Source organism: Streptomyces cynarae (assembly GCF_025642135.1).
Taxonomy (GTDB): domain Bacteria; phylum Actinomycetota; class Actinomycetes; order Streptomycetales; family Streptomycetaceae; genus Streptomyces; species Streptomyces cynarae.
Genome location: NZ_CP106793.1, coordinates 3,732,245 through 3,750,658, shown reverse-complemented (window position 1 = coordinate 3,750,658; position 18,414 = coordinate 3,732,245). Strand labels below are relative to the sequence as shown.

The 18,414-nt window shown below is 70.6% G+C and carries 12 protein-coding genes and 1 pseudogene; 8 read left to right on the top strand and 5 right to left on the bottom strand.

Going from position 1 to position 18,414, the window contains the following annotated elements; genetic code table 11:
• The first annotated feature begins 61 nt into the window (after positions 1-61).
• The gene (locus N8I84_RS17170) at positions 62-946 is read left to right on the top strand and encodes a coiled-coil domain-containing protein (protein ID WP_263230349.1); all 885 of its coding nucleotides are present in this window, start codon (positions 62-64) and stop codon (positions 944-946) included.
• A gap of 160 nt (positions 947-1,106) precedes the next feature.
• Here the strand turns inward: N8I84_RS17170 and N8I84_RS17165 are convergent, their stop codons facing one another.
• Together N8I84_RS17165 and N8I84_RS17160 are read right to left on the bottom strand one after the other, a co-directional pair.
• Positions 1,107-2,744: a sodium/solute symporter gene (locus N8I84_RS17165; protein WP_263230348.1), complete on the bottom strand. Its 1,638-nt coding sequence runs from the start codon at positions 2,742-2,744 to the stop codon at positions 1,107-1,109.
• Positions 2,741-3,193, bottom strand: a complete 453-nt coding sequence (locus tag N8I84_RS17160; RefSeq protein ID WP_263230347.1) for a DUF485 domain-containing protein — start codon at positions 3,191-3,193, stop codon at positions 2,741-2,743. The genes N8I84_RS17165 and N8I84_RS17160 overlap by 4 nt, the downstream gene beginning before the upstream one ends.
• A gap of 212 nt (positions 3,194-3,405) precedes the next feature.
• Here N8I84_RS17160 and N8I84_RS17155 point away from each other — a divergent pair, with 212 nt between their 5' ends.
• The gene (locus N8I84_RS17155) at positions 3,406-3,705 is read left to right on the top strand and encodes a YciI family protein (RefSeq protein ID WP_263230346.1); all 300 of its coding nucleotides are present in this window, start codon (positions 3,406-3,408) and stop codon (positions 3,703-3,705) included.
• A gap of 221 nt (positions 3,706-3,926) precedes the next feature.
• Here the strand turns inward: N8I84_RS17155 and N8I84_RS17150 are convergent, their stop codons facing one another.
• From N8I84_RS17150 to N8I84_RS17140, 3 genes are all read right to left on the bottom strand, one after another.
• Positions 3,927-5,897 carry a ricin-type beta-trefoil lectin domain protein gene (locus N8I84_RS17150; protein WP_263230345.1) on the bottom strand — a complete coding sequence of 657 codons (1,971 nt, stop codon included), beginning with the start codon at positions 5,895-5,897 and terminating at the stop codon, positions 3,927-3,929.
• A 138-nt stretch (positions 5,898-6,035) separates the two neighbouring features.
• Positions 6,036-6,560, bottom strand: a complete 525-nt coding sequence (locus N8I84_RS17145; protein WP_263230344.1) for a GNAT family N-acetyltransferase — start codon at positions 6,558-6,560, stop codon at positions 6,036-6,038.
• A 20-nt stretch (positions 6,561-6,580) separates the two neighbouring features.
• On the bottom strand, positions 6,581-8,119 hold the full coding sequence (locus N8I84_RS17140) for an MFS transporter (RefSeq protein WP_390899034.1): 1,539 nt from the start codon (positions 8,117-8,119) through the stop codon (positions 6,581-6,583).
• Positions 8,120-8,582: 463 nt separating this feature from the next.
• On the opposite strand from N8I84_RS17140, the gene N8I84_RS17135 reads away from it, so the two are divergent.
• The 6 genes and pseudogenes from N8I84_RS17135 (at position 8,583) to N8I84_RS17110 (ending at position 18,242) form a co-directional block, all read left to right on the top strand.
• Positions 8,583-9,371, top strand: a complete 789-nt coding sequence (locus N8I84_RS17135; protein ID WP_263230343.1) for an ABC transporter ATP-binding protein — start codon at positions 8,583-8,585, stop codon at positions 9,369-9,371.
• Positions 9,368-11,937: pseudogene (locus N8I84_RS17130) on the top strand (ABC transporter permease). Before N8I84_RS17135 ends, N8I84_RS17130 begins: the two are co-directional and overlap by 4 nt.
• Positions 11,938-12,519: 582 nt before the next feature.
• Positions 12,520-16,077 carry a transcription-repair coupling factor gene (gene mfd, locus N8I84_RS17125; protein WP_263230342.1) on the top strand — a complete coding sequence of 1,186 codons (3,558 nt, stop codon included), beginning with the start codon at positions 12,520-12,522 and terminating at the stop codon, positions 16,075-16,077.
• A gap of 350 nt (positions 16,078-16,427) precedes the next feature.
• Positions 16,428-17,144 (top strand): HNH endonuclease family protein, encoded by a 717-nt coding sequence (locus N8I84_RS17120; protein WP_263234790.1) that lies wholly within the window; start codon positions 16,428-16,430, stop codon positions 17,142-17,144.
• 133 nt (positions 17,145-17,277) lie between these two features.
• A complete protein-coding gene (locus N8I84_RS17115; protein WP_263230341.1) occupies positions 17,278-17,622 on the top strand; it encodes a hypothetical protein in 345 nt (114 codons plus the stop codon).
• On the top strand, positions 17,619-18,242 hold the full coding sequence (locus N8I84_RS17110; RefSeq protein WP_263230340.1) for a type 1 periplasmic-binding domain-containing protein: 624 nt from the start codon (positions 17,619-17,621) through the stop codon (positions 18,240-18,242). The genes N8I84_RS17115 and N8I84_RS17110 overlap by 4 nt, the downstream gene beginning before the upstream one ends.
• The last annotated feature ends 172 nt before the right edge of the window (positions 18,243-18,414 follow it).

Sequence of the window (18,414 nt, the reverse complement as noted above, 5' to 3'; positions counted from 1 at the left end):
TGATCCATCAAGATGTGCGCAAAATCATCGATTCGTGGGTCAGCTGGAGAGGGGTTCCACGATGAGCAGCGCATCGAGGTCGCCGTACGGCTTCGTGTCCGTGCGGCGCGGCTACCGTCCCGACCAGGTCGACGCCTACACCTCGGCCCTCTCACGGGAGCGCGACGCCGCCTGGGAGCGGGCCGCCCGGCTGACGGTGCTGGCCAAGGAGATGGAGGCCGGCCTGCTGAGGCTGCGGGAGAGGGTGACGCAGCTTCCCGCCCAGACCTACGAGGGCCTGGGCGATCGGGCCGGCCGGCTGTTCGACCTGGCGCGGGAGGAGGCCGAGGCCCTGCGGGAGGACGCGCGGCAGGAGGCCGGGCGTGTGCTCGCGGAGGCGGAGCAGGAGGCGCGGCGGGTGCGGGACGAGGCGCAGGCGTACGCCGACGAGGTGCGCGGTGAGGCCGAGGAGCGGGTCCGCATCCGGCTGCTGGCGGCGAGGGCCGAGGCCGACGACGTACGGATCACGGCGCGGCGTGAGGTGAAGGAGGGGCGCGGGGAGGCGCTGGCCGCGCTGCGCGAGGTGCGGCAGCGCACGGCGGCGCTGCTCGCCGAGCAGGAGCGGGAGCACGCCGAGCGCTGGGCGGACGAGGAGCGGGTGGCGGCCGAACGGGTCGCGGAGGTCGAGGCGTGGGAGGCGGAGCGGGTGGCGCGCGCGGAGGTCGCGCTGTCGGAGGCGCAGCAGGCGCTGGCCGGGGCCGAGGAGTCGGCCCGGCAGGTGCAGCGGGACGCCCAGGCGCGCGCCGCCGAGCTGGTCGCGGAGGCGCGGTTGCGGGAGGACCGTATCGCCCGGGAGACGGAGCGGGTGCTGCGGGAGCACGGTGAGGTCTGGGACTGTGTGCAGGCCCAGATGGACCATGTGCGCAACAGCCTGGCGATGCTGACGGGCCGGGCTCCCGCGGAGTAGAGGGCCCGTGGAGCCCCGAACAGGATGGGAGCCCGGCTCGCGACGCCCGGCACGCACTCCCCCGAGCTCTTCGAGCAGGGGGGACCCCCATGACGCCGCGAGCTGATCGGACTCCCATTTCGTTCGGGGCTCTTACGGCCTCCGCGCGCCCGGCCGTTCGTCAGCCGTTCCCGCGGGTCGCCCCCGCCAGGATCCAGCCTTCGACCGCCTCGTAGTGCCGGCGCTGCTCGGCGGCCTGGCCGCGGCCGGAGGCGAGGGTGCCGAGCCAGCCGTAGGCGAAGCCGAGCGGGATGGAGACGAGGCCGGTGGTGGTGAACGGGAACCAGTTGAAGTCGGCGTCGGGGAAGGCCGCGGCGGGGGACCCGGAGACCAGGTTGGTGCCGGTCATGAGCACGAGGGTGGTCACGGTGCCGCCGATGAGCGTGCACAGCAGGCCGGTTCGGGTGTAGCGGCGCCAAAAGAGGCTGTACACCAGGGCCGGTGCGATGGAGGACGCGCCGATGCAGAAGGAGAGCGTGGCCAGCGGCTGCAGGCTGCGGTGCTGGACGAGGGTGGCGAGCAGGATCGCCACGGCACCCACCGCCATCGCCGACAGGCGTGCCGCGGTCATCTCGCGTCGCGGCGGCATCTCGTGCTTCAGGGCGGCGAAGACGTCGTGCGCGAGGGAGTTGGCGCAGGCGAGGATCATTCCGGCCACGGAGGCGAGGAGGGTCAGGAAGATCGCCGACGTGACCGCGGTGAACAGCAGTGTCGCGCCGGTCGACACGTCCGTCCCGAACGCGACCCGGGAGCCCAGCAGATAGGCCGTGCGGCCCTGGGGGTCGGCCGCCGCGATGGTGGCGCGCCCGATCAGGGCGGTCGCGCCGAAGCCGACGACCGTGATGACGGGCACGAACAGGGCCACCGACGGCACCGCCCAGGACATCGAGCGACGTACCTGGCGGGCGCTGTTCGCCGTGTACATCCGCATGGTGATGTGCGGCAGACAGGCGCCGCCGAGCACCACCGTGAGCTCGGAGCTGATCATGTCGAGGCGGGGTGCCGGGCCGCCCGCGAACTCCAGGCCCGAGTGAAGGAAGGCGGGGCCGACGCCGCTGTTCTTCGCGGCGGCTGCGAACAGCGCGCCCGGGTCCCAGTCGAAGCGGTGCAGGATGAGCCCGGCGACGACCAGTCCGGAGCCGAGCAGCATCACGATCTTCAGTATCTGGATGAGGGCTGTGCCCTTCATGCCGCCGATCGCCGCATAACTGATCATCAGCGCGCCGATTCCGATGATGCAGCCCGTCTTCAAGGCGTCGTTGGAGAAGCCGAGGATGAAGGCCAGCAGGTCGCCGGTTCCGGCGAGTTGTACGAGCATCAGCGGCAGCAGCGCGGCGATGGTCACGGCGCACGCCGTGATGCGCACCGCCCGCCCGGGCATCCGTCGTGCCAGCACGTCGCCCATGGTGAACCGGCCCGCGTTGCGCAGGGGCTCGGCCAGCAGGAACATCAGCAGCATCAGCGACAGTGCAGTGCTCAGCGCGAGGACGACACCGTCGTAGCCGGCGAGGGCGATGATCCCCCCTGTGCTGAGCACGGTGGCGGCGGAGATGTAGTCGCCCGCGATGGCGAGGCCGTTGCGCATCGGGGACAGGGAGTTGTAGCCGGTGTAGAACTCGACGAGGTCGTCTCGGTCGGGTCCGGTCATCACGCACAGCAGGAGCGTGATCGTGGCGACCGTGGTGAACGCCACGAGTGACATGGCCTGTGCGGAGCTGCTGAACCCGGTGATGCCTCCCGGCAGGCTCGCCGTGGTCATCGTGCCGCCCCCCGCCCGGTGTCCAGTTCGGCCTGTCTGCGGATGCGGTCGGCGATCGGGTCGACGCCGTGGCGTGCCGTGTACTCGTACACGGCGATCGCGACGCAGGTGACGGGGAGTTGGAGCAGTCCGAGCAGCAGCCCCATGGTGAGGCCGCCGGAGACCGTGGCCGTCATGAAGGAGGGCGCGAACGCGGACAGCAGGAGGAACAGCACGAAGTAGCCGAGGGCGGTCAGGGTGGCGACGCGCCGCTGCCATCGGTAGGCGGTGCGCAGGAGGCGCAGGTCGCTGTGGTGCCCGAGCGGCGGATGGGACGGCATCCGTGGCCGGGCCGGTGGGGCGGGCGGTTGCTGCCAGGGGTACGTCGGATAGGTCGGGTACGACGGTGGCGAGTGGTGCGGTGCTGAGTACTCGGGGGACGAGTGCCGCGGTATGAACGCGTCGGACATCCCGGTTCTCCTTGCGTGGCTCGGATCCGGTGCGGCGGACCGCAGGGAGCGGGGGGTGAGCGACGCACGCTACCCGTGGGTTCCGGGCGATGGGGGCTTTTCGGCAAACTGGCCGGTCGGTATGCGCTTACTACACCGACCTGTGACGTTACCCGCGGTAATCCAAGGGGAGGCCGCCGCGGCCGGCGGGTGGGGTGGATAGGCTGGCGGGCGTGTTCGTACTGGAACTGACCTACACCGCCCCGCTCGAAGCGGTCGACGCCGTCATTCCGGCGCATGTGGCCTGGCTGGACGAGCAGTACGCCTCTGGTGTCTTCCTCGCCTCCGGCCGCAAGGTCCCGCGTGACGGCGGGGTCATCCTCGCCGCAGGCGAGGACCGCGAGGAGATCGAGCGGCTCACGGCGACCGACCCGTTCGTGGCGGCGGGCGTGTGCGCGTACCGGATCACCGAGTTCCTGGCGACGAAGACGGCGCCCGCGCTGGCCGGGTACCGGCAGCAGCCGCCGTCCTGAGGCTGCGAGGCACGGCGCCCTACAGGAGTGCGCTACACTTGATCATGTGCTGGTCGCCCGGAACTCCCGGTGCCCGGTCGTGCGTTGGTGGTCCAAGGAAAGACGCCCCGCTTCCTGCGGGGAGATGCAGGTGCAAGGCCTGCCCGGCGCTCTGATGCGAACCCCCACTCCGCGGTCTGCGGGGTGGGGGTTCGTCTTTGCCCTTCCTGTGCGTGTGCGCGTTACGTCAGGGTCCACTTCTGGTTGTCGCCGCCGTTGCAGGACCACAGGACGAGGTTCGTGCCGTTGGACGTGGCCGCGCCCGACGCGTCCAGGCACAGGCCCGCGTTGACGTTCGTGATCGTGCCGTCGGAGTTGACGTTCCACTTCTGGTTGGCCTGGCCGTTGCAGTCCCAGATGACGACCTTGGTGCCGTTGGTGGTGCCGAGGTTGTAGGCGTCAAGGCACTTGTTGCCGTACACCACCAGCTCCTTGCGCGGGGTGTAGGTCCAGGACTGGTTCTGGCCGCCGTTGCAGTCCCAGAGCTCCGCCTGGGTGCCGTTGGTGATCGTGTTGTTGTAGATGTCGGCGCAGCGGCCGGACTGCCTGCCGGTGATCAGGGAGCCGTTCGTGCCCGGTATCGGGTGGACGGTGATCGCGCCCAGGCCCGGCAGCGAGGTTCCGGTCAGGGTGAGCGAGTTGGCGGATCCCTTGGAGAGGCCGGCCTCGACGGAGACGGTGCCCTGGGCGGAGCCGGTCGGCGGGAACGAGACGGTCGTCGGCGTCTGCCCGTCGACCTGGAGGGTCGCCGTGCGCGCGGTGGAGGAGGTGTTGGTGTAGGCGATGTCGACGACGTTCACACCGGTGCTCGTCGCGCCCACGCCGGTGTAGCGCCCGGTGGAGGTGGCGCTGTAGGTGCTGCTCGCCGCCTCGGTGCCGCCGCTGACCTTCAGCATCACCGTGCCGCCCGCCGGGACGTTCGCCGTGTAGCTCGTGCCGTACGTGCCCAGGTCCTTGCGGGCCCACAGGTCGCGGACGGTGGCCGAGGCGTTCGTCAGGCCCAGGTCGGACCAGCGGACGGTGATGTTCTGCGTGGCGGAGGTGCGGTTGAGCAGCACGACCGCGCGGTTGCCGGTGCCGGACAGCACCTTGCCGTACACCTGGAGGCCGGTGGTGTCCTCGGCGACCTTGACGCCCTGGAGGCCTCGTGGGTCCTGGTCGACCGCGACGACCTCGGGGTCGGTGAGGATGGAGGCGGTCTCGGACGTCATCGTCGTCAGGTCGTTGCCGGCGAGCAGCGGGGCTCCGGAGATCGCCCACAGGGCCATGTGGGTGCGGTTCTGGGCGGCGGTGAAGCCGTCCATGCCGACCATCAGCATGTCCGGGTCGTTGTAGGAGCCGGTGTGCTGGGCCGAGGGGTGCAGGGTCTGGTCGAAGTTGGACAGCAGGTTCGTCATCGACGGCTTGTTGCCGTAGTAGATGATGTCGGTGCTGGTCCGCCACATCGGGGCGAGGCCCGGCGCCCAGTTCCACGGGTTCTGCTTGCCCCAGTTGCAGACCGAGAGGGTCAGCGGGCGGCCGGTGGTCGCGGACGCCTTGGCGACGGCGTCGCTGATCGCCTTGTACGTGGTGGCGGCGTCAAGCCCTTCCGCGTCACCGCCGCACCAGTCGACCTTCACGAAGTCGAAGCCCCACTTGGAGAACTGCAGCATGTCCTGGTCGTAGTGGCCCTCGCTGCCGGAGCCGGGCGCGGCGGGGCGGCCGGTCGGGTAGTAGTAGCCGCAGCCGTCCTTGCCGGCGTCGGTGTAGATGCCGGCCTTCAGTCCTTTGCTGTGGATGTAGTCGGCGATGGCGCTCATGCCGCCGGGCCACTCGCCGGTGTCCACGGTGATGTTGCCGGCGCTGTCGCGGGTGCCCTGCCACCAGCCCTCGTCGATGTTGACGTACCTGTAGCCGGCCGCCGGCAGACCCGCCGCGACGAACGCGTCGACCTGACTCTTGATGACGTTGTAGTCGATCTTCGCGGCGAAGCTGTTCCAGGAGGCCCAGCCCATGGGAGCGGTGGGCACGGGGATCTGAGGGGGTGTGGTGGCCGCCTTGGCGGGCGGGGGCTGGACGAACAGGAGGGCGGCCGTCGCGGTGAGTGCGAGGGCGAGGAGGCGTACGGCGAGGGTTCTGGAGCGGTGGAGGAGGTGCCGTGGTGGGGGAAACATGCGGCTCCTAGCGTGAACGATACGTCGAAATTTCGAACAAGGATCGGCTAACCGAACGTGATGGCGCGCCGAACGTAGAGCCGGGGGAGGGGGAAGTCAACGGGTGTGACAGGAGCGGGATTTGTCGGAGCGCGCGGTTTACTTCGTGCCGGTGCCGCCGGTGCCGCCGGTGCAGTGAGGAGCAGTGAGCGGGCGCCGGTAGCGGATGCCGGGGCGGCCGACGAGCGTGATGTCCTCGACGGGGGCGAAACCGTTGCGTTCGAGGACGGTTCGGGACGCCGTGTTGTCGTAGTGGGTGACCGCGGTGAGGGCGTTGAGTCCGTACGCCGCGGCGGCCAGTCGGCACACCTCCGCGACCGCGGCCGTGGCCACGCCCCGGCCGGCGGCGCGTTCGCCGATGCGGTAGCCGAGTTCGGCGCATCCGTCCTCGACGTCGACGAGGTTGACCCGGCCGATCAGGGACCCCTGCTCGTCCGTAACGACGTGGAAGTGGCACACACCGGCGTCCTGCTCGGCGAGGAGCGCCCGATGGCGGGCGGCGAACTCGGCGAAGTAGGCGTCCCCGCGGTCCGACACGGTACGGGTGAAGTACGCGCGGTTCTCCCGCTCGAAGGCCAGCAGGGCCTCGGCATGGTCGGCCCGCAGTCGCTCCAGCTTCACCATGGTCACAGGCTAGGGCCCGCTCAGTCCTTGAGCACGGGAAATTTCCGCGGGGCCACGAACAGCAGCACCAGGAACGCCAACGCGGCCGCGCACGACGCGCCCAGATACACGGCGTGCACCGCGTCCGCGATCGCCCGGCGGGTCGCCTCCGGCGTGGTGCCCGCGTCCAGGCCGCGCGTCACCGCGTCCAGGCCGCCCGAGCCGCCCAGCCGGGACGCCAGGACCCCGTTGGCGACCGCACCGAACACCGACGCCCCGATCGTCTGGCCGGTCTGACGGCAGAACAGGACGGACGCCGTCGTCGTGCCGCGCTCCGCCCAGCCGACCGTCGACTGCACACCCACGATCAGCGGCAGCTGGAACAGGCCCAGCGCGCCGCCCAGCAGGAGCATCACGAGGGCCGGCTGCCAGGGCGAGCCGGGGTACGGCAGGAACGGGAACGCCAGCAGGAGCAGCGCGGCCAGGCCGATGCCCAGGATCGCCGTGTCACGGAAGCCGATGCGCCGGTACACGTGCTGGCTGAGCGCCGCCGACACCGGCCAGCTGAGCGTCCACACGGACAGGACGAACCCGGCCGCCACCGGGGCGAGACCGAGGACGGCCTGGGCGTAGGTCGGCAGGAAGACCGCCGGGGCCACCATCAGCAGCCCCAGCGCGCCGAGCGCCAGATTGACCGCGGCGATCGTACGGCGCCGCCACACCCACCCCGGGATGATCGGCTCAGCCGCCCGGCGCTCCACCGCCACCACCACCGCGACCAGCGCGAGCCCCGTCCCGAACAGTGCCAGGGACGGCGCCGACAGCCACGGCCAGGCCACCCCGCCCTGCACCAGAGCCGTCAGCAGCACGCCCCCGCAAGTGAACACCGCGAGTGCGCCCGCCCAGTCGACGCGGGGGCGCGGGCCCGACTCCCGGTCCGGCTCGTGCAGATGGCGGACGACCAGCCACAGCGCGACCGCCCCGATCGGCAGGTTGACCAGGAAGATCCACCGCCAGTCCGCGTACGCGGCGAGCACCCCGCCGAGCCCCGGGCCCGCCACCGCGGACACCGCCCACACCGTGGACAGCTTCGCCTGGATCTTCGGACGCTCCTTCAGCGGGTACAGGTCGGCTGCGAGTGTCTGCACCGTGCCCTGAAGGGCGCCGCCGCCCAGGCCCTGCACGATGCGGAACGCGATCAGCGCGCCCATGTTCCAGGCGAGCGCGCACAACAGCGAGCCCAGCAGGAAGACGGACGCGCCCGCGATCAGCACCGGCTTGCGGCCGAAGGTGTCGGACAGCTTGCCGTAGACGGGCAGCGTCACCGTCACGGCCAGCAGATAGCCGGAGAACAGCCACGAGAAGACGGAGAATCCGCCGAGATCGCCGACGATCTGCGGTACGGCCGTCGAGACGATCGTCGAGTCCAGCGCCGCCAGCGCCATCGCCATCATCAGCGCGGCGACGACGGCCCCGCGGCGTCGTGTCGCGTCCTGGGTGCGGCCGGCCGCGGCGGTCCGTATGTCCGTGTCCCCCTGGTCCACAGGAATCCTCTCCCGGTCGTTTCCCTGTGCACGTATCTGCCGTACGACACCCTCTCACTCGCGGCCCCTGCCTGGGGAGAGTTGACCCTCACGCGACGTCAGGGTGGAGAGTGGGTGGGCCGACGGGTGGAGGCGGGCCCCGAGACCGGTCCACCTCGAGGTGGAGGGCCCCTAGGGGTTCCTCCGTATCAGGGCTCGGGGAGGGCTCGTCCCACCGGAGGACGAGAGGGACCGGTCCCGTTCCTTAGCCTGGCTTTACGCCGCTGGGGAGCGGTCGGGGCGCACGGGGGTCGCGCCGGCCGCACCAGAGGGGGGTGGGGTTTTCCCCAGCGGAAGACGGGGTTGGGCACCAGCGCGCCGGGCCGTGCGCCGGCACCAGACTGACCGGCGTACTCATCACACCGATCGACCACCGATCGACCACTGATCGGCACCGATCGACCACCGATCAGCGCATTCACGCGCATGGCATTCATTGATGGACAAAAGGGGATCAACCATGACATCGGCCGTGACCATTCCCAGGCACGGGGGCACTGGAGGGCGTACGGCCGTTGCCGCGCGGGCTCGGCAGGTCGTGAAGGCGTACGGGGCGGGGGAGACGCGGGTCGTCGCCCTCGACCACGTCGACGTGGACATCGCCCGCGGCCAGTTCACCGCCATCATGGGCCCCTCGGGGTCCGGCAAGTCCACGCTGATGCACTGCCTGGCCGGGCTCGACACCGTGACGAGCGGCCAGATCCACCTCGACGAGACCGAGATCACCGGCCTGAAGGACAAGAAGCTCACCCAGCTGCGCCGGGACCGCATCGGGTTCATCTTCCAGGCGTTCAACCTGCTGCCCACCCTGAACGCGATCGAGAACATCACGCTGCCCATGGACATCGCCGGCCGTAAGCCGGACAGGGCGTGGCTGGACCGGGTCGTGGAGACCGTCGGGCTCGCCGGGCGCCTCAAGCACCGGCCCAGCCAGCTCTCCGGCGGACAGCAGCAGCGCGTGGCCGTGGCCCGCGCCCTGGCCGCCCGTCCCGAGATCATCTTCGGTGACGAGCCGACCGGAAACCTCGACTCCCGCGCGGGCGCCGAGGTGCTGGGCTTCCTGCGCCGGTCCGTGGACGAGCTCGGCCAGACCATCGTCATGGTCACGCACGACCCGGTCGCCGCCTCCTACGCCGACCGCGTGCTGTACCTGGCCGACGGCCGGATCGTCGACGAGATGTTCAAGCCGACCGCGGACACCGTCCTGGACCGCATGAAGGACTTCGACGCCCGGGGGCGCACGTCATGACCGTCCTGAAGACCTCGCTGCGCAACTTCTTCGCGCACAAGGGGCGCATGGCGCTGTCGGCAGTCGCGGTCCTGCTGTCGGTGGCGTTCGTGTGCGGCACGCTCGTGTTCACGGACACGATGAACACGACGTTCGACAAGCTGTTCGCGGTGACAGCGTCCGACGTGACCGTCTCGCCGAAGGTCGCCAAGAGCGACGAGACCCCGCAGAACGGCGTGCCCGAATCGCTGCCGGCCTCGGTGCTGGACAAGGCCCGGCACGCCGAGGGCGTCAAGTCGGCGGAGGGCGGCGTCAGTTCGATGAACGTGACCGTCGTCGACAGCGACAACGAGAACATGGGCTCCTCCACCGGCGCTCCGACGATCGCCGGCAACTGGACGAGCAACGACCTGCGGTCGATGGAGATCACGTCCGGTCACGCCCCGCGCGGGCCGACCGAGATGATGGTCGACGCCGACACCGCCGACAAGCACCACCTCGAACTGGGCGACGAGCTGCGCACCATCGCGCAGACCGGTGACTTCCGGGCGCGGATCGTCGGCATCGCCACCTTCAAGGTGACCAACCCCGGTGCCGCGGTCGTCTACTTCGACACCGCCACCGCACAGCGCGAACTGCTCGGGGCCACCGGCCGGTTCACGAACATCAACGTCACCGCGGCGTCCGGTGTGTCGGACGAGCAGCTGAAGCAGAACGTCACACGGACACTCACCGGGGCGGGGTCCTTCAAGGTCCAGACCGCCAAGGAGAACGCCGACGAGAACCGCAAGGACGTCGGTCAGTTCATGAACGTCATCAAGTACGCCATGCTCGGCTTCGCCGGGATCGCGTTCCTGGTCGGCATCTTCCTGATCATCAACACCTTCTCGATGCTGGTCGCCCAGCGGACGCGGGAGATCGGCCTGATGCGGGCGATCGGCTCCTCCCGCCGCCAGGTCAACCGATCCGTGCTGGTCGAGGCGCTGCTGCTGGGTGTCCTGGGGTCGGTCCTCGGGGTGGGCGCGGGTGTCGGTATCGCGATCGGCCTGATGAAGGTCATGGGCTCGATGGGCATGGACCTGTCGACGCGGGACCTGACGATCAAGGCGACCACACCGGTGGCCGGCCTGGTCCTGGGCGTCGTCGTCACCGTCCTGGCCGCTTACCTGCCGGCCCGCCGCGCCGGCAAGGTCTCCCCGATGGCCGCCCTGCGGGACGCCGGCACGCCGCCGACGGCAGGGCGGGCCGGGTCCGCGCCCTGATCGGCCTCGTCCTCACCGGCGCCGGTGCCGCCGCCCTGTACGCGGCGGCGAGTGCCAAGAAGGCGAGCGACGGCTCGCTCGTCCTGGGCGTCGGCGTGGTCCTGACCCTGATCGGCTTCGTGGTCATCGGCCCGCTGCTGGCGGGCGGGGTGGTCCGGGTGATCAGCGCGGTGCTGCTGCGGACCTTCGGCCCGGTGGGCCGCATGGCCGAGCGCAACGCCCTGCGCAACCCGCGCCGCACCGGCGCCACCGGCGCGGCCCTGATGATCGGCGTCGCACTGGTCGCCTGCCTGTCGGTGGTCGGCTCCTCGATGGTGGCCTCGGCGACCAGCGAGCTGGACAAGTCGGTCGGCGCGGACTTCATCGTCCAGGGCAACCAGCGGATCGTGCCGCAGGCCGAGAAGGCCATGCAGCAGAGCCCGCACCTGGCGCACGTCACCCGCTACAAGATGCTCGACGCCACCCTGACCTCGCCGGACGGCAAGGCCGACGACACCGGGATCACGGCCGCGGACCCGTCGTACGCCGACGACCTGCGCCGTACGACCACGCAGGGCTCCCTGTCCGCCGCCTACGGCGACGACGCCATGTCGGTCGGCTCCGACTACGCCAAGAAGCACGGCGTGCACGTCGGCGACACCATCATCGTCGCCTTCAAGGGCGGCCGGACGGCGAAGCTCAAGGTCGCGGCGATCACCAGCGACGACACCGCCCTCGACCAGGGCGCGCGCTACATGAGCATCGCGACCATGGAGAAGTACGTCCCGAAGGACAGGATCCCGCCGAACCAGATCATGTTCGCCAAGGCGAAGGACGGCCAGGAGAAGCAGGCGTACGCGGCGCTGAAGCAGTCGATGAAGCCGTACCCGCAGTACCAGGTGCGCGACCAGACCGACTACAAGAAGGAGCTGAAGGACCAGGTCGGTCAGCTGCTCAACATGGTCTACGGCCTGCTCGCCCTCGCGATCATCGTCGCGGTCCTGGGCGTGGTGAACACGCTGGCCCTGTCGGTGGTGGAGCGGACGAGGGAGATCGGCCTGCTCAGGGCGATCGGCCTCTCCCGCCGCCAGCTGCGCCGCATGATCCGCCTGGAGTCGGTGGTGATCGCCCTCTTCGGCGCCCTGCTGGGACTCGGCCTGGGCATGGGCTGGGGCGCCACGGCCCAGAAGCTCCTCGCCCTGGAGGGCCTGAACGTCCTCCAGATCCCGTGGGGCACGATCACGAGCGTCTTCGTCGCCTCGGCCTTCGTGGGGCTGTTCGCGGCCCTGATCCCGGCGTTCCGGGCGGGCCGGATGAACGTGCTGAACGCGATCGCGACGGAGTAGCCCCCCGGGGCGGGGAGCACGGGGGAATCGGGCGGAGCCCGGCGCCGGGGAGCACAGGCTCTCCGACGCCGGGCTTTCCTGCGCCGCCCGGTCCGGCCTGAGAGTTTTTCGCCCCCGCCGCCCCTACCCTTCCCGTCCCCAGGGGCTCCGCCCCTTCGACCCCGCCAGGGGCTCCGCCCCTTCGACCCCACCAGGGGCTGTGCCCCTGGACCCGGCTGGGGCTCTGCCCCAGACCCCGTTCGGGGGCCAGCCCCCGGACCCCCGCTCGGACCCCCGCTCCTCAAACGCCGGAGGGGCTGAATTTTCAGCCCGTCTGGGGGTCCCTCCTGCTCGAAGAGCTTGGGGCAGTTTGAGGACGAGGCCGTCAAGGCCGAAGCGGGGTCTGGGGGCGCAGCCCCCAGGGACGGGAAGGGTAGGGGCGGCGGGGGCGAACACCATCCGGTACCCGCACCCCGCGACCGGTGGGACGTTGTCCACAGCCCCGACGGTCACGCGCCCGGCGTCGTAGGCTGGAGAACCCCGGCCCCAGAAAATCTCGCGGCCGGGTGTTCGTGTTGCCCACCCCGGGACGGATGCCCCTCCATGAGCCTGCACGGTCTGCTCGACGCCGTAGTCAAGGACGCCGCACTCGCGGAAGCGGTCAAGGCCGCGACCGACGGCAACCGTATGCACGTCGACCTCGTCGGCCCCCCGGCGGCACGCCCCTTCACCGTGGCCGCACTCGCCCGCGACGCGGGCAGGCCCGTCCTCGCCGTGACCGCGACCGGCCGCGAGGCCGAGGACCTCGCCGCCGCGCTGCGCTCCCTGCTGCCGCCCGACGGCGTCGTGGAGTACCCGTCCTGGGAGACCCTCCCGCACGAGCGCCTCAGCCCCCGCAGCGACACCGTCGGCCGCCGCCTCGCCGTCCTGAGACGGCTCGCCCACCCGAGCTCCGACGATCCCGAGACCGGCCCGGTCTCCGTCGTCGTCGCCCCCGTGCGTTCCGTGCTCCAGCCCCAGGTCAAGGGCCTCGGCGACCTGGAACCGGTGTCCCTGAGAACCGGCCAGAGCGCCGACCTGAACGACGTCGTGGAGGCCCTCGCCGCCGCCGCGTACTCCCGCGTGGAGCTGGTGGAGAAGCGCGGCGAGTTCGCCGTGCGCGGCGGCATCCTGGACGTCTTCCCGCCCACCGAGGAACACCCCCTGCGCATCGAGTTCTGGGGCGACGACGTCGAGGAGATCCGCTACTTCAAGGTCGCCGACCAGCGCTCCCTGGAGGTCGCCGAGCACGGCCTGTGGGCACCGCCCTGCCGCGAGCTGCTGCTCACCGACGACGTGCGGCAGCGCGCCGCCGCCCTCGCGGAGGACCACCCGGAGCTGGGCGAACTGCTCGGCAAGATCGCCGAGGGGATCGCCGTGGAGGGCATGGAGTCCCTCGCACCCGTCCTCGTCGACGACATGGAGCTGTTGCTCGACGTCATGCCCGCGGGCGCCATGGCCGTCGTGTGCGACCCGGAGCGGGTCCGCACGCGCGCCGCGGACCTGGTGGCCACGTCACAGGAGTTCCTCCAGGCGTCCTGGGCGGCCACCGCCGGCGGCGGAGAGGCACCCATCGACGTCGGCGCCGCCTCCCTGTGGTCCCTCGCTGACGTCCGGGACCGGGCCGGCGAGCTGGGCATGATGTGGTGGTCGGTGTCCCCGTTCGCCGCGGACGCCGACCTGACGGTGACATATGCCGCTGACGCGGCGGGGGACACGCTCACGCTCGGCATGCACGCGCCCGAGACCTACCGCGGCGACACCGCCAAGGCGCTCGCCGACACCAAGGGCTGGCTCGCCGACGGCTGGCGCACCGTGTTCGTCACCGAGGCCCACGGCCCGGCGTCCCGCACCGTCGAGGTGCTGGGCAACGAAGGCATCGCGGCCCGCCTCGACGCCGACCTCGGGGCGCTGTCCCCGTCGGTCGTGCACGTGGCGTGCGGCTCGATCGAGTACGGCTTCGTCGACCCGGCCCTCAAACTGGCCGTGCTCACGGAGACCGACCTGTCCGGCCAGCGGGCGGCCGGCCGCGACGGCACCCGGATGCCGGCCCGCCGCCGCAAGACGATCGACCCGCTGACCCTGGAGTCCGGCGACTACATCGTCCACGAGCAGCACGGCGTGGGCCGCTACATCGAGATGGTGCAGCGCACCGTCCAGGGCGCCACCCGCGAGTACCTGGTGGTGGAGTACGCCCCTGCCAAGCGCGGCCAGCCCGGCGACCGCCTCTACATCCCGACCGACCAGCTGGAGCAGATCACCAAGTACGTCGGAGGCGAGGCCCCGACCCTGCACCGCCTGGGCGGCGCCGACTGGACCAAGACGAAGGCGCGCGCGAAGAAGGCCGTCAAGGAGATCGCCGCCGATCTCATCAAGCTGTACTCCGCGCGCATGGCGGCCCCCGGCCACGCCTTCGGCACGGACACCCCCTGGCAGCGGGAGCTGGAGGACGCGTTCCCGTACGCGGAGACCCCGGACCAGCTGACCACGATCGCCGAGGTCAAGGAGGACATGGAGAAGTCGGTCCCGATGGACCGCCTGATCTGCGGCGACGTGGGCTACGGCAAGACGGAGATCGCGGTGCGGGCCGCGTTCAAGGCGGTCCAGGACGGCAAGCAGGTCGCCGTCCTCGTACCGACCACGCTGCTGGTGCAGCAGCACTTCGGGACGTTCTCCGACCGTTACTCCCAGTTCCCGGTGAACGTGAGGGCGCTGTCGCGTTTCCAGACGGACACGGAGGCCAAGGCGGTCCTGGAGGGACTGCGCGAGGGCGCGGTGGACGTCGTCATCGGCACGCACCGCCTGTTCTCGTCGGAGACCAAGTTCAAGGACCTCGGTCTGGTCATCGTCGACGAGGAGCAGCGTTTCGGCGTCGAGCACAAGGAGCAGCTGAAGAAGCTGCGCGCGAACGTCGACGTGCTGACGATGTCCGCGACCCCGATCCCGAGGACGCTCGAGATGGCGGTGACGGGCATCCGCGAGATGTCCACGATCACCACCCCGCCGGAGGAGCGGCACCCGGTGCTGACCTTCGTGGGGCCGTACGAGGAGAAGCAGATCGGCGCCGCGATCCGCCGTGAGCTGCTGCGCGAGGGCCAGGTCTTCTACATCCACAACCGGGTGGAGTCGATCGACCGGGCGGCGGCGCGGCTGCGGGAGATCGTCCCCGAGGCGCGGATCGCCACGGCCCACGGCCAGATGTCCGAGCAGGCGCTGGAGCAGGTCGTCGTCGACTTCTGGGAGAAGAAGTTCGACGTGCTGGTCTCCACGACGATCGTCGAGTCGGGCATCGACATCTCCAACGCCAACACACTGATCGTGGAGCGCGGCGACACCTTCGGCCTGTCCCAGCTGCACCAGTTGCGCGGACGTGTCGGCCGTGGCCGGGAGCGCGGCTACGCGTACTTCCTCTACCCGCCGGAGAAGCCGCTGACGGAGACCGCCCACGAGCGGCTGGCGACCATCGCCCAGCACACGGAGATGGGCGCGGGCATGTACGTGGCGATGAAGGACCTGGAGATCCGCGGCGCGGGCAACCTGCTCGGCGGCGAGCAGTCCGGTCACATCGCGGGCGTCGGCTTCGACCTGTACGTGCGGATGGTCGGCGAGGCGGTCGCGGACTACCGGCGCCAGCTGGAGACCGGCGAGATCGAGGAAGAGGCGCCGCTCGAGGTCAAGATCGAGCTGCCCGTCGACGCCCACGTCCCGCACGACTACGCGCCCGGCGAGCGGCTGCGCCTCCAGGCCTACCGCGCGATCGCCTCCGTGAACTCGGAGGAGGACATCAAGGCCGTCCGCGAGGAGCTGGTCGACCGCTATGGCAAGCTGCCCGAGCCGGTCGAGAACCTCCTCCTGGTGGCGGCCCTGCGCATGCTCGCCCGCGCCTGCGGTGTCGGCGAGATCGTCCTTCAGGGCACCAACATCCGCTTCGCCCCGGTGGAGCTGAGGGAGTCCCAGGAGCTGCGGCTCAAGCGCCTGTACCCCGGCACCATCGTCAAGCCGACCGTCCACCAGGTCCTGGTCCCCCGCCCCAAGACGGCGAAGGTCGGCGGAAAGCCGCTGGTCGGACGGGAGTTGCTGGGCTGGGTCGGGGAGTTCCTGACGTCGATCCTGGGATCGTAGCCGGTCTGGCGGGTCCTATCGGCCCCATCCCGCCTGAGCGGCCCGGATGGGGGCGGAGGGGCCCTAGTGAGTCCTAGCGGGTCTTGGTGGGCCCTAGCGGGTCGGTGGTGGGTCGGAGCGGTCGTATCGGGGTCGCGGCGCGTGAGTGGGGCGGTTCTCGTACGCATGACGAAGGCGATGTGAGGGACATAACCCCTTGACGGCTACCGTGAGACCGGGAGAACGGCCCGGCGCGGGCGGTACAGGCAAGGGGAGGGCGTCGCGTAATGCGTACTGAGCGACACGTCGGGCACGGTGGCGGAAGGCGGCGCGTCCTGCTGACATCCGCCGCGCTGCTGGCCACCGGGTTGATGGTGACCGGGTGCAAGGGCCTCGCCCCGCCCGTGGACGGCGGACCCTCCGGTGCCGCCGTCCCGACGGCCGCCGACGGCCGGGCGGTGAACCCGCTGGACAACCCCGACGGGACGAAGCCGGGCCTGGCAGCCGTCACTTCGAGCGCGGACAAGGCCAAGGCCCGGTCGCTGATCGAGAAAGTGGCGACGAAGGGCCGCGGACCCAAGACGGGGTACGAGCGGGACAAGTTCGGCTACGCCTGGACCGACGCGGCCCCGGGCGGCATCCCCTTTTCCCACAACGGGTGCGACTCGCGCAACGATCTGCTGAAGCGCGATGCCGAGAAGGTCCGCTTCCGCGCGGGCTCGGACTGCGTCGTCACGTCCATGACGCTGCATGACCCGTACACGGGGAAGACGATCGAGTGGACCAAGTCCCATGCGGCGGCAGTGCAGATAGACCACGTCATGCCGCTGTCGTACGACTGGCAGATGGGTGCCTCGCGCTGGTCGAAGGACAAGCGGGAGGACATCGCCAACGACCCGCTGAACCTGATCCCGGTGGACGGCCCGACCAATGGCGCGAAGGGCGACTCCGGGCCGGCGACCTGGCTGCCTCCGAACACGCAGATCCGCTGCGCCTACTCGGTCCGCTTCGCCCAGGTGTCGCTCAAGTACGACCTTCCCGTGACGGCGGCCGACAAGCAGATGATGCTGCGGCAGTGCGGCGGCTGAAGCGGCGGCCTCGCGGACGACTTCCCCTGTCGGCATCGTCCGGCCGGGGAGGAACCCTACGGCGTCCCATCCGTATTCGTGTATATGTACGGATCTCTATGTAGGCGTTTCTGAGAGGCGAAGGTGAACGGCCGTGAAGCATGACATGGTCGCCGCGCGCGCGACTCAAGCGGTGACAGGCACCGTGCCCGGGCTGCTGCCCCGGGCGGCACTGGCGGCCGTACCCCTGTTGAGTCTGGGAATGCTGGGTGCTGTGCCCTCGCTCGTGCTGGCCTTCCGGCGGGGCACGCGAGCGGACTGGCTGGCGGCGGTGCTCTTCAGCGCGGTGAACGTGGCATGGCTGTTCGAGGCCGTGCTCACACCGGTGGACACCCACGGCCCGCAGTACGCCGCCGACGTCCTGCTGCTGTTCGCCTCCACGCTCGGAGCGGCGCTGCACTGCCTGTTCGTCAGGCCGTCGGTGGAAGGCGCCCGATGAAGACCCGGCGTGGCTGGCGTGTCGGCAAGAAGAAGACCCGATCCACGCGCGGGGCGCCGGTGGTCCGCGCGTTGGCGGCGGCGGCCGGCGCGTTGCGGGGCCGTGCGGCCTGGGTGGCCGGCGGTGCGGCCGTCGTCGTGCTCGGGCTGGTGGGCGCCTGGCTGTTCGCCGGGGAGGAGCAGGCCGCGCCCCCTGATCCGCGGGCGCGCCAGTACCGGGACTTCGACGCGTGCATGCTGACGGGGGACAAGGGCATCACCCGGGGAACGCTCGCCGCTTCGGCGTGGGAGGGCATGCAGCAGGCGTCCCGGGACACGCTGGCCCGGGTCGTCTATGTGCCGGTCACGGGGCCGCAGTCGGTGGGCAACGTGCAGCCGTTCTTCAACAGCCTGATCCAGCGTCAGTGCGATGTCGTGGTGGCGGTCGGCGCACCGCAGGTTCAGGTCACGCGGGCTGCCGCCGCGAAGAACGCCGCGGTGCGCTTCGTCCTGGTCGACGACGACGCATCGGCGGCGAAAGCGGAGACGGCCGGGAACGTGACCGTCGCGAAGCCGGACGAAAGCCTCAAGGAGACGGTGGCGCAGGCGATCAGACAGGCCGTGAGGGCGTCTAACGCGTGAACTGCGCCCAGAGTTCCAGCCCCTTGGTAAAGATCGGCTAACGTTGCCGATCTCGTGTGGAGCCTTTGCATGCTCTTGGGGCAAACTTGCGAAGCTTTTGTCGGCTCGTGAGTAAAGGCTTGCCATGCGTGTTCGCTGGGTGCGTAGCCCTCGCTTGTACCCTCCGGGTGGT

Bases quoted from the DNA above. Each gene is read 5' to 3' on its own strand.
- N8I84_RS17170 (WP_263230349.1), top strand. From the start codon at position 62: ATGAGCAGCGCATCGAGGTCGCCGTACGGCTTCGTGTCCGTGCGGCGC.
- N8I84_RS17165 (WP_263230348.1), bottom strand. From the start codon at position 2,744: ATGACCACGGCGAGCCTGCCGGGAGGCATCACCGGGTTCAGCAGCTCC.
- N8I84_RS17160 (WP_263230347.1), bottom strand. From the start codon at position 3,193: ATGTCCGACGCGTTCATACCGCGGCACTCGTCCCCCGAGTACTCAGCA.
- N8I84_RS17150 (WP_263230345.1), bottom strand. From the start codon at position 5,897: ATGTTTCCCCCACCACGGCACCTCCTCCACCGCTCCAGAACCCTCGCC.
- N8I84_RS17145 (WP_263230344.1), bottom strand. From the start codon at position 6,560: ATGGTGAAGCTGGAGCGACTGCGGGCCGACCATGCCGAGGCCCTGCTG.
- N8I84_RS17135 (WP_263230343.1), top strand. From the start codon at position 8,583: ATGACATCGGCCGTGACCATTCCCAGGCACGGGGGCACTGGAGGGCGT.
- mfd (WP_263230342.1), top strand. From the start codon at position 12,520: ATGAGCCTGCACGGTCTGCTCGACGCCGTAGTCAAGGACGCCGCACTC.
- N8I84_RS17120 (WP_263234790.1), top strand. From the start codon at position 16,428: ATGGTGACCGGGTGCAAGGGCCTCGCCCCGCCCGTGGACGGCGGACCC.
- N8I84_RS17110 (WP_263230340.1), top strand. From the start codon at position 17,619: ATGAAGACCCGGCGTGGCTGGCGTGTCGGCAAGAAGAAGACCCGATCC.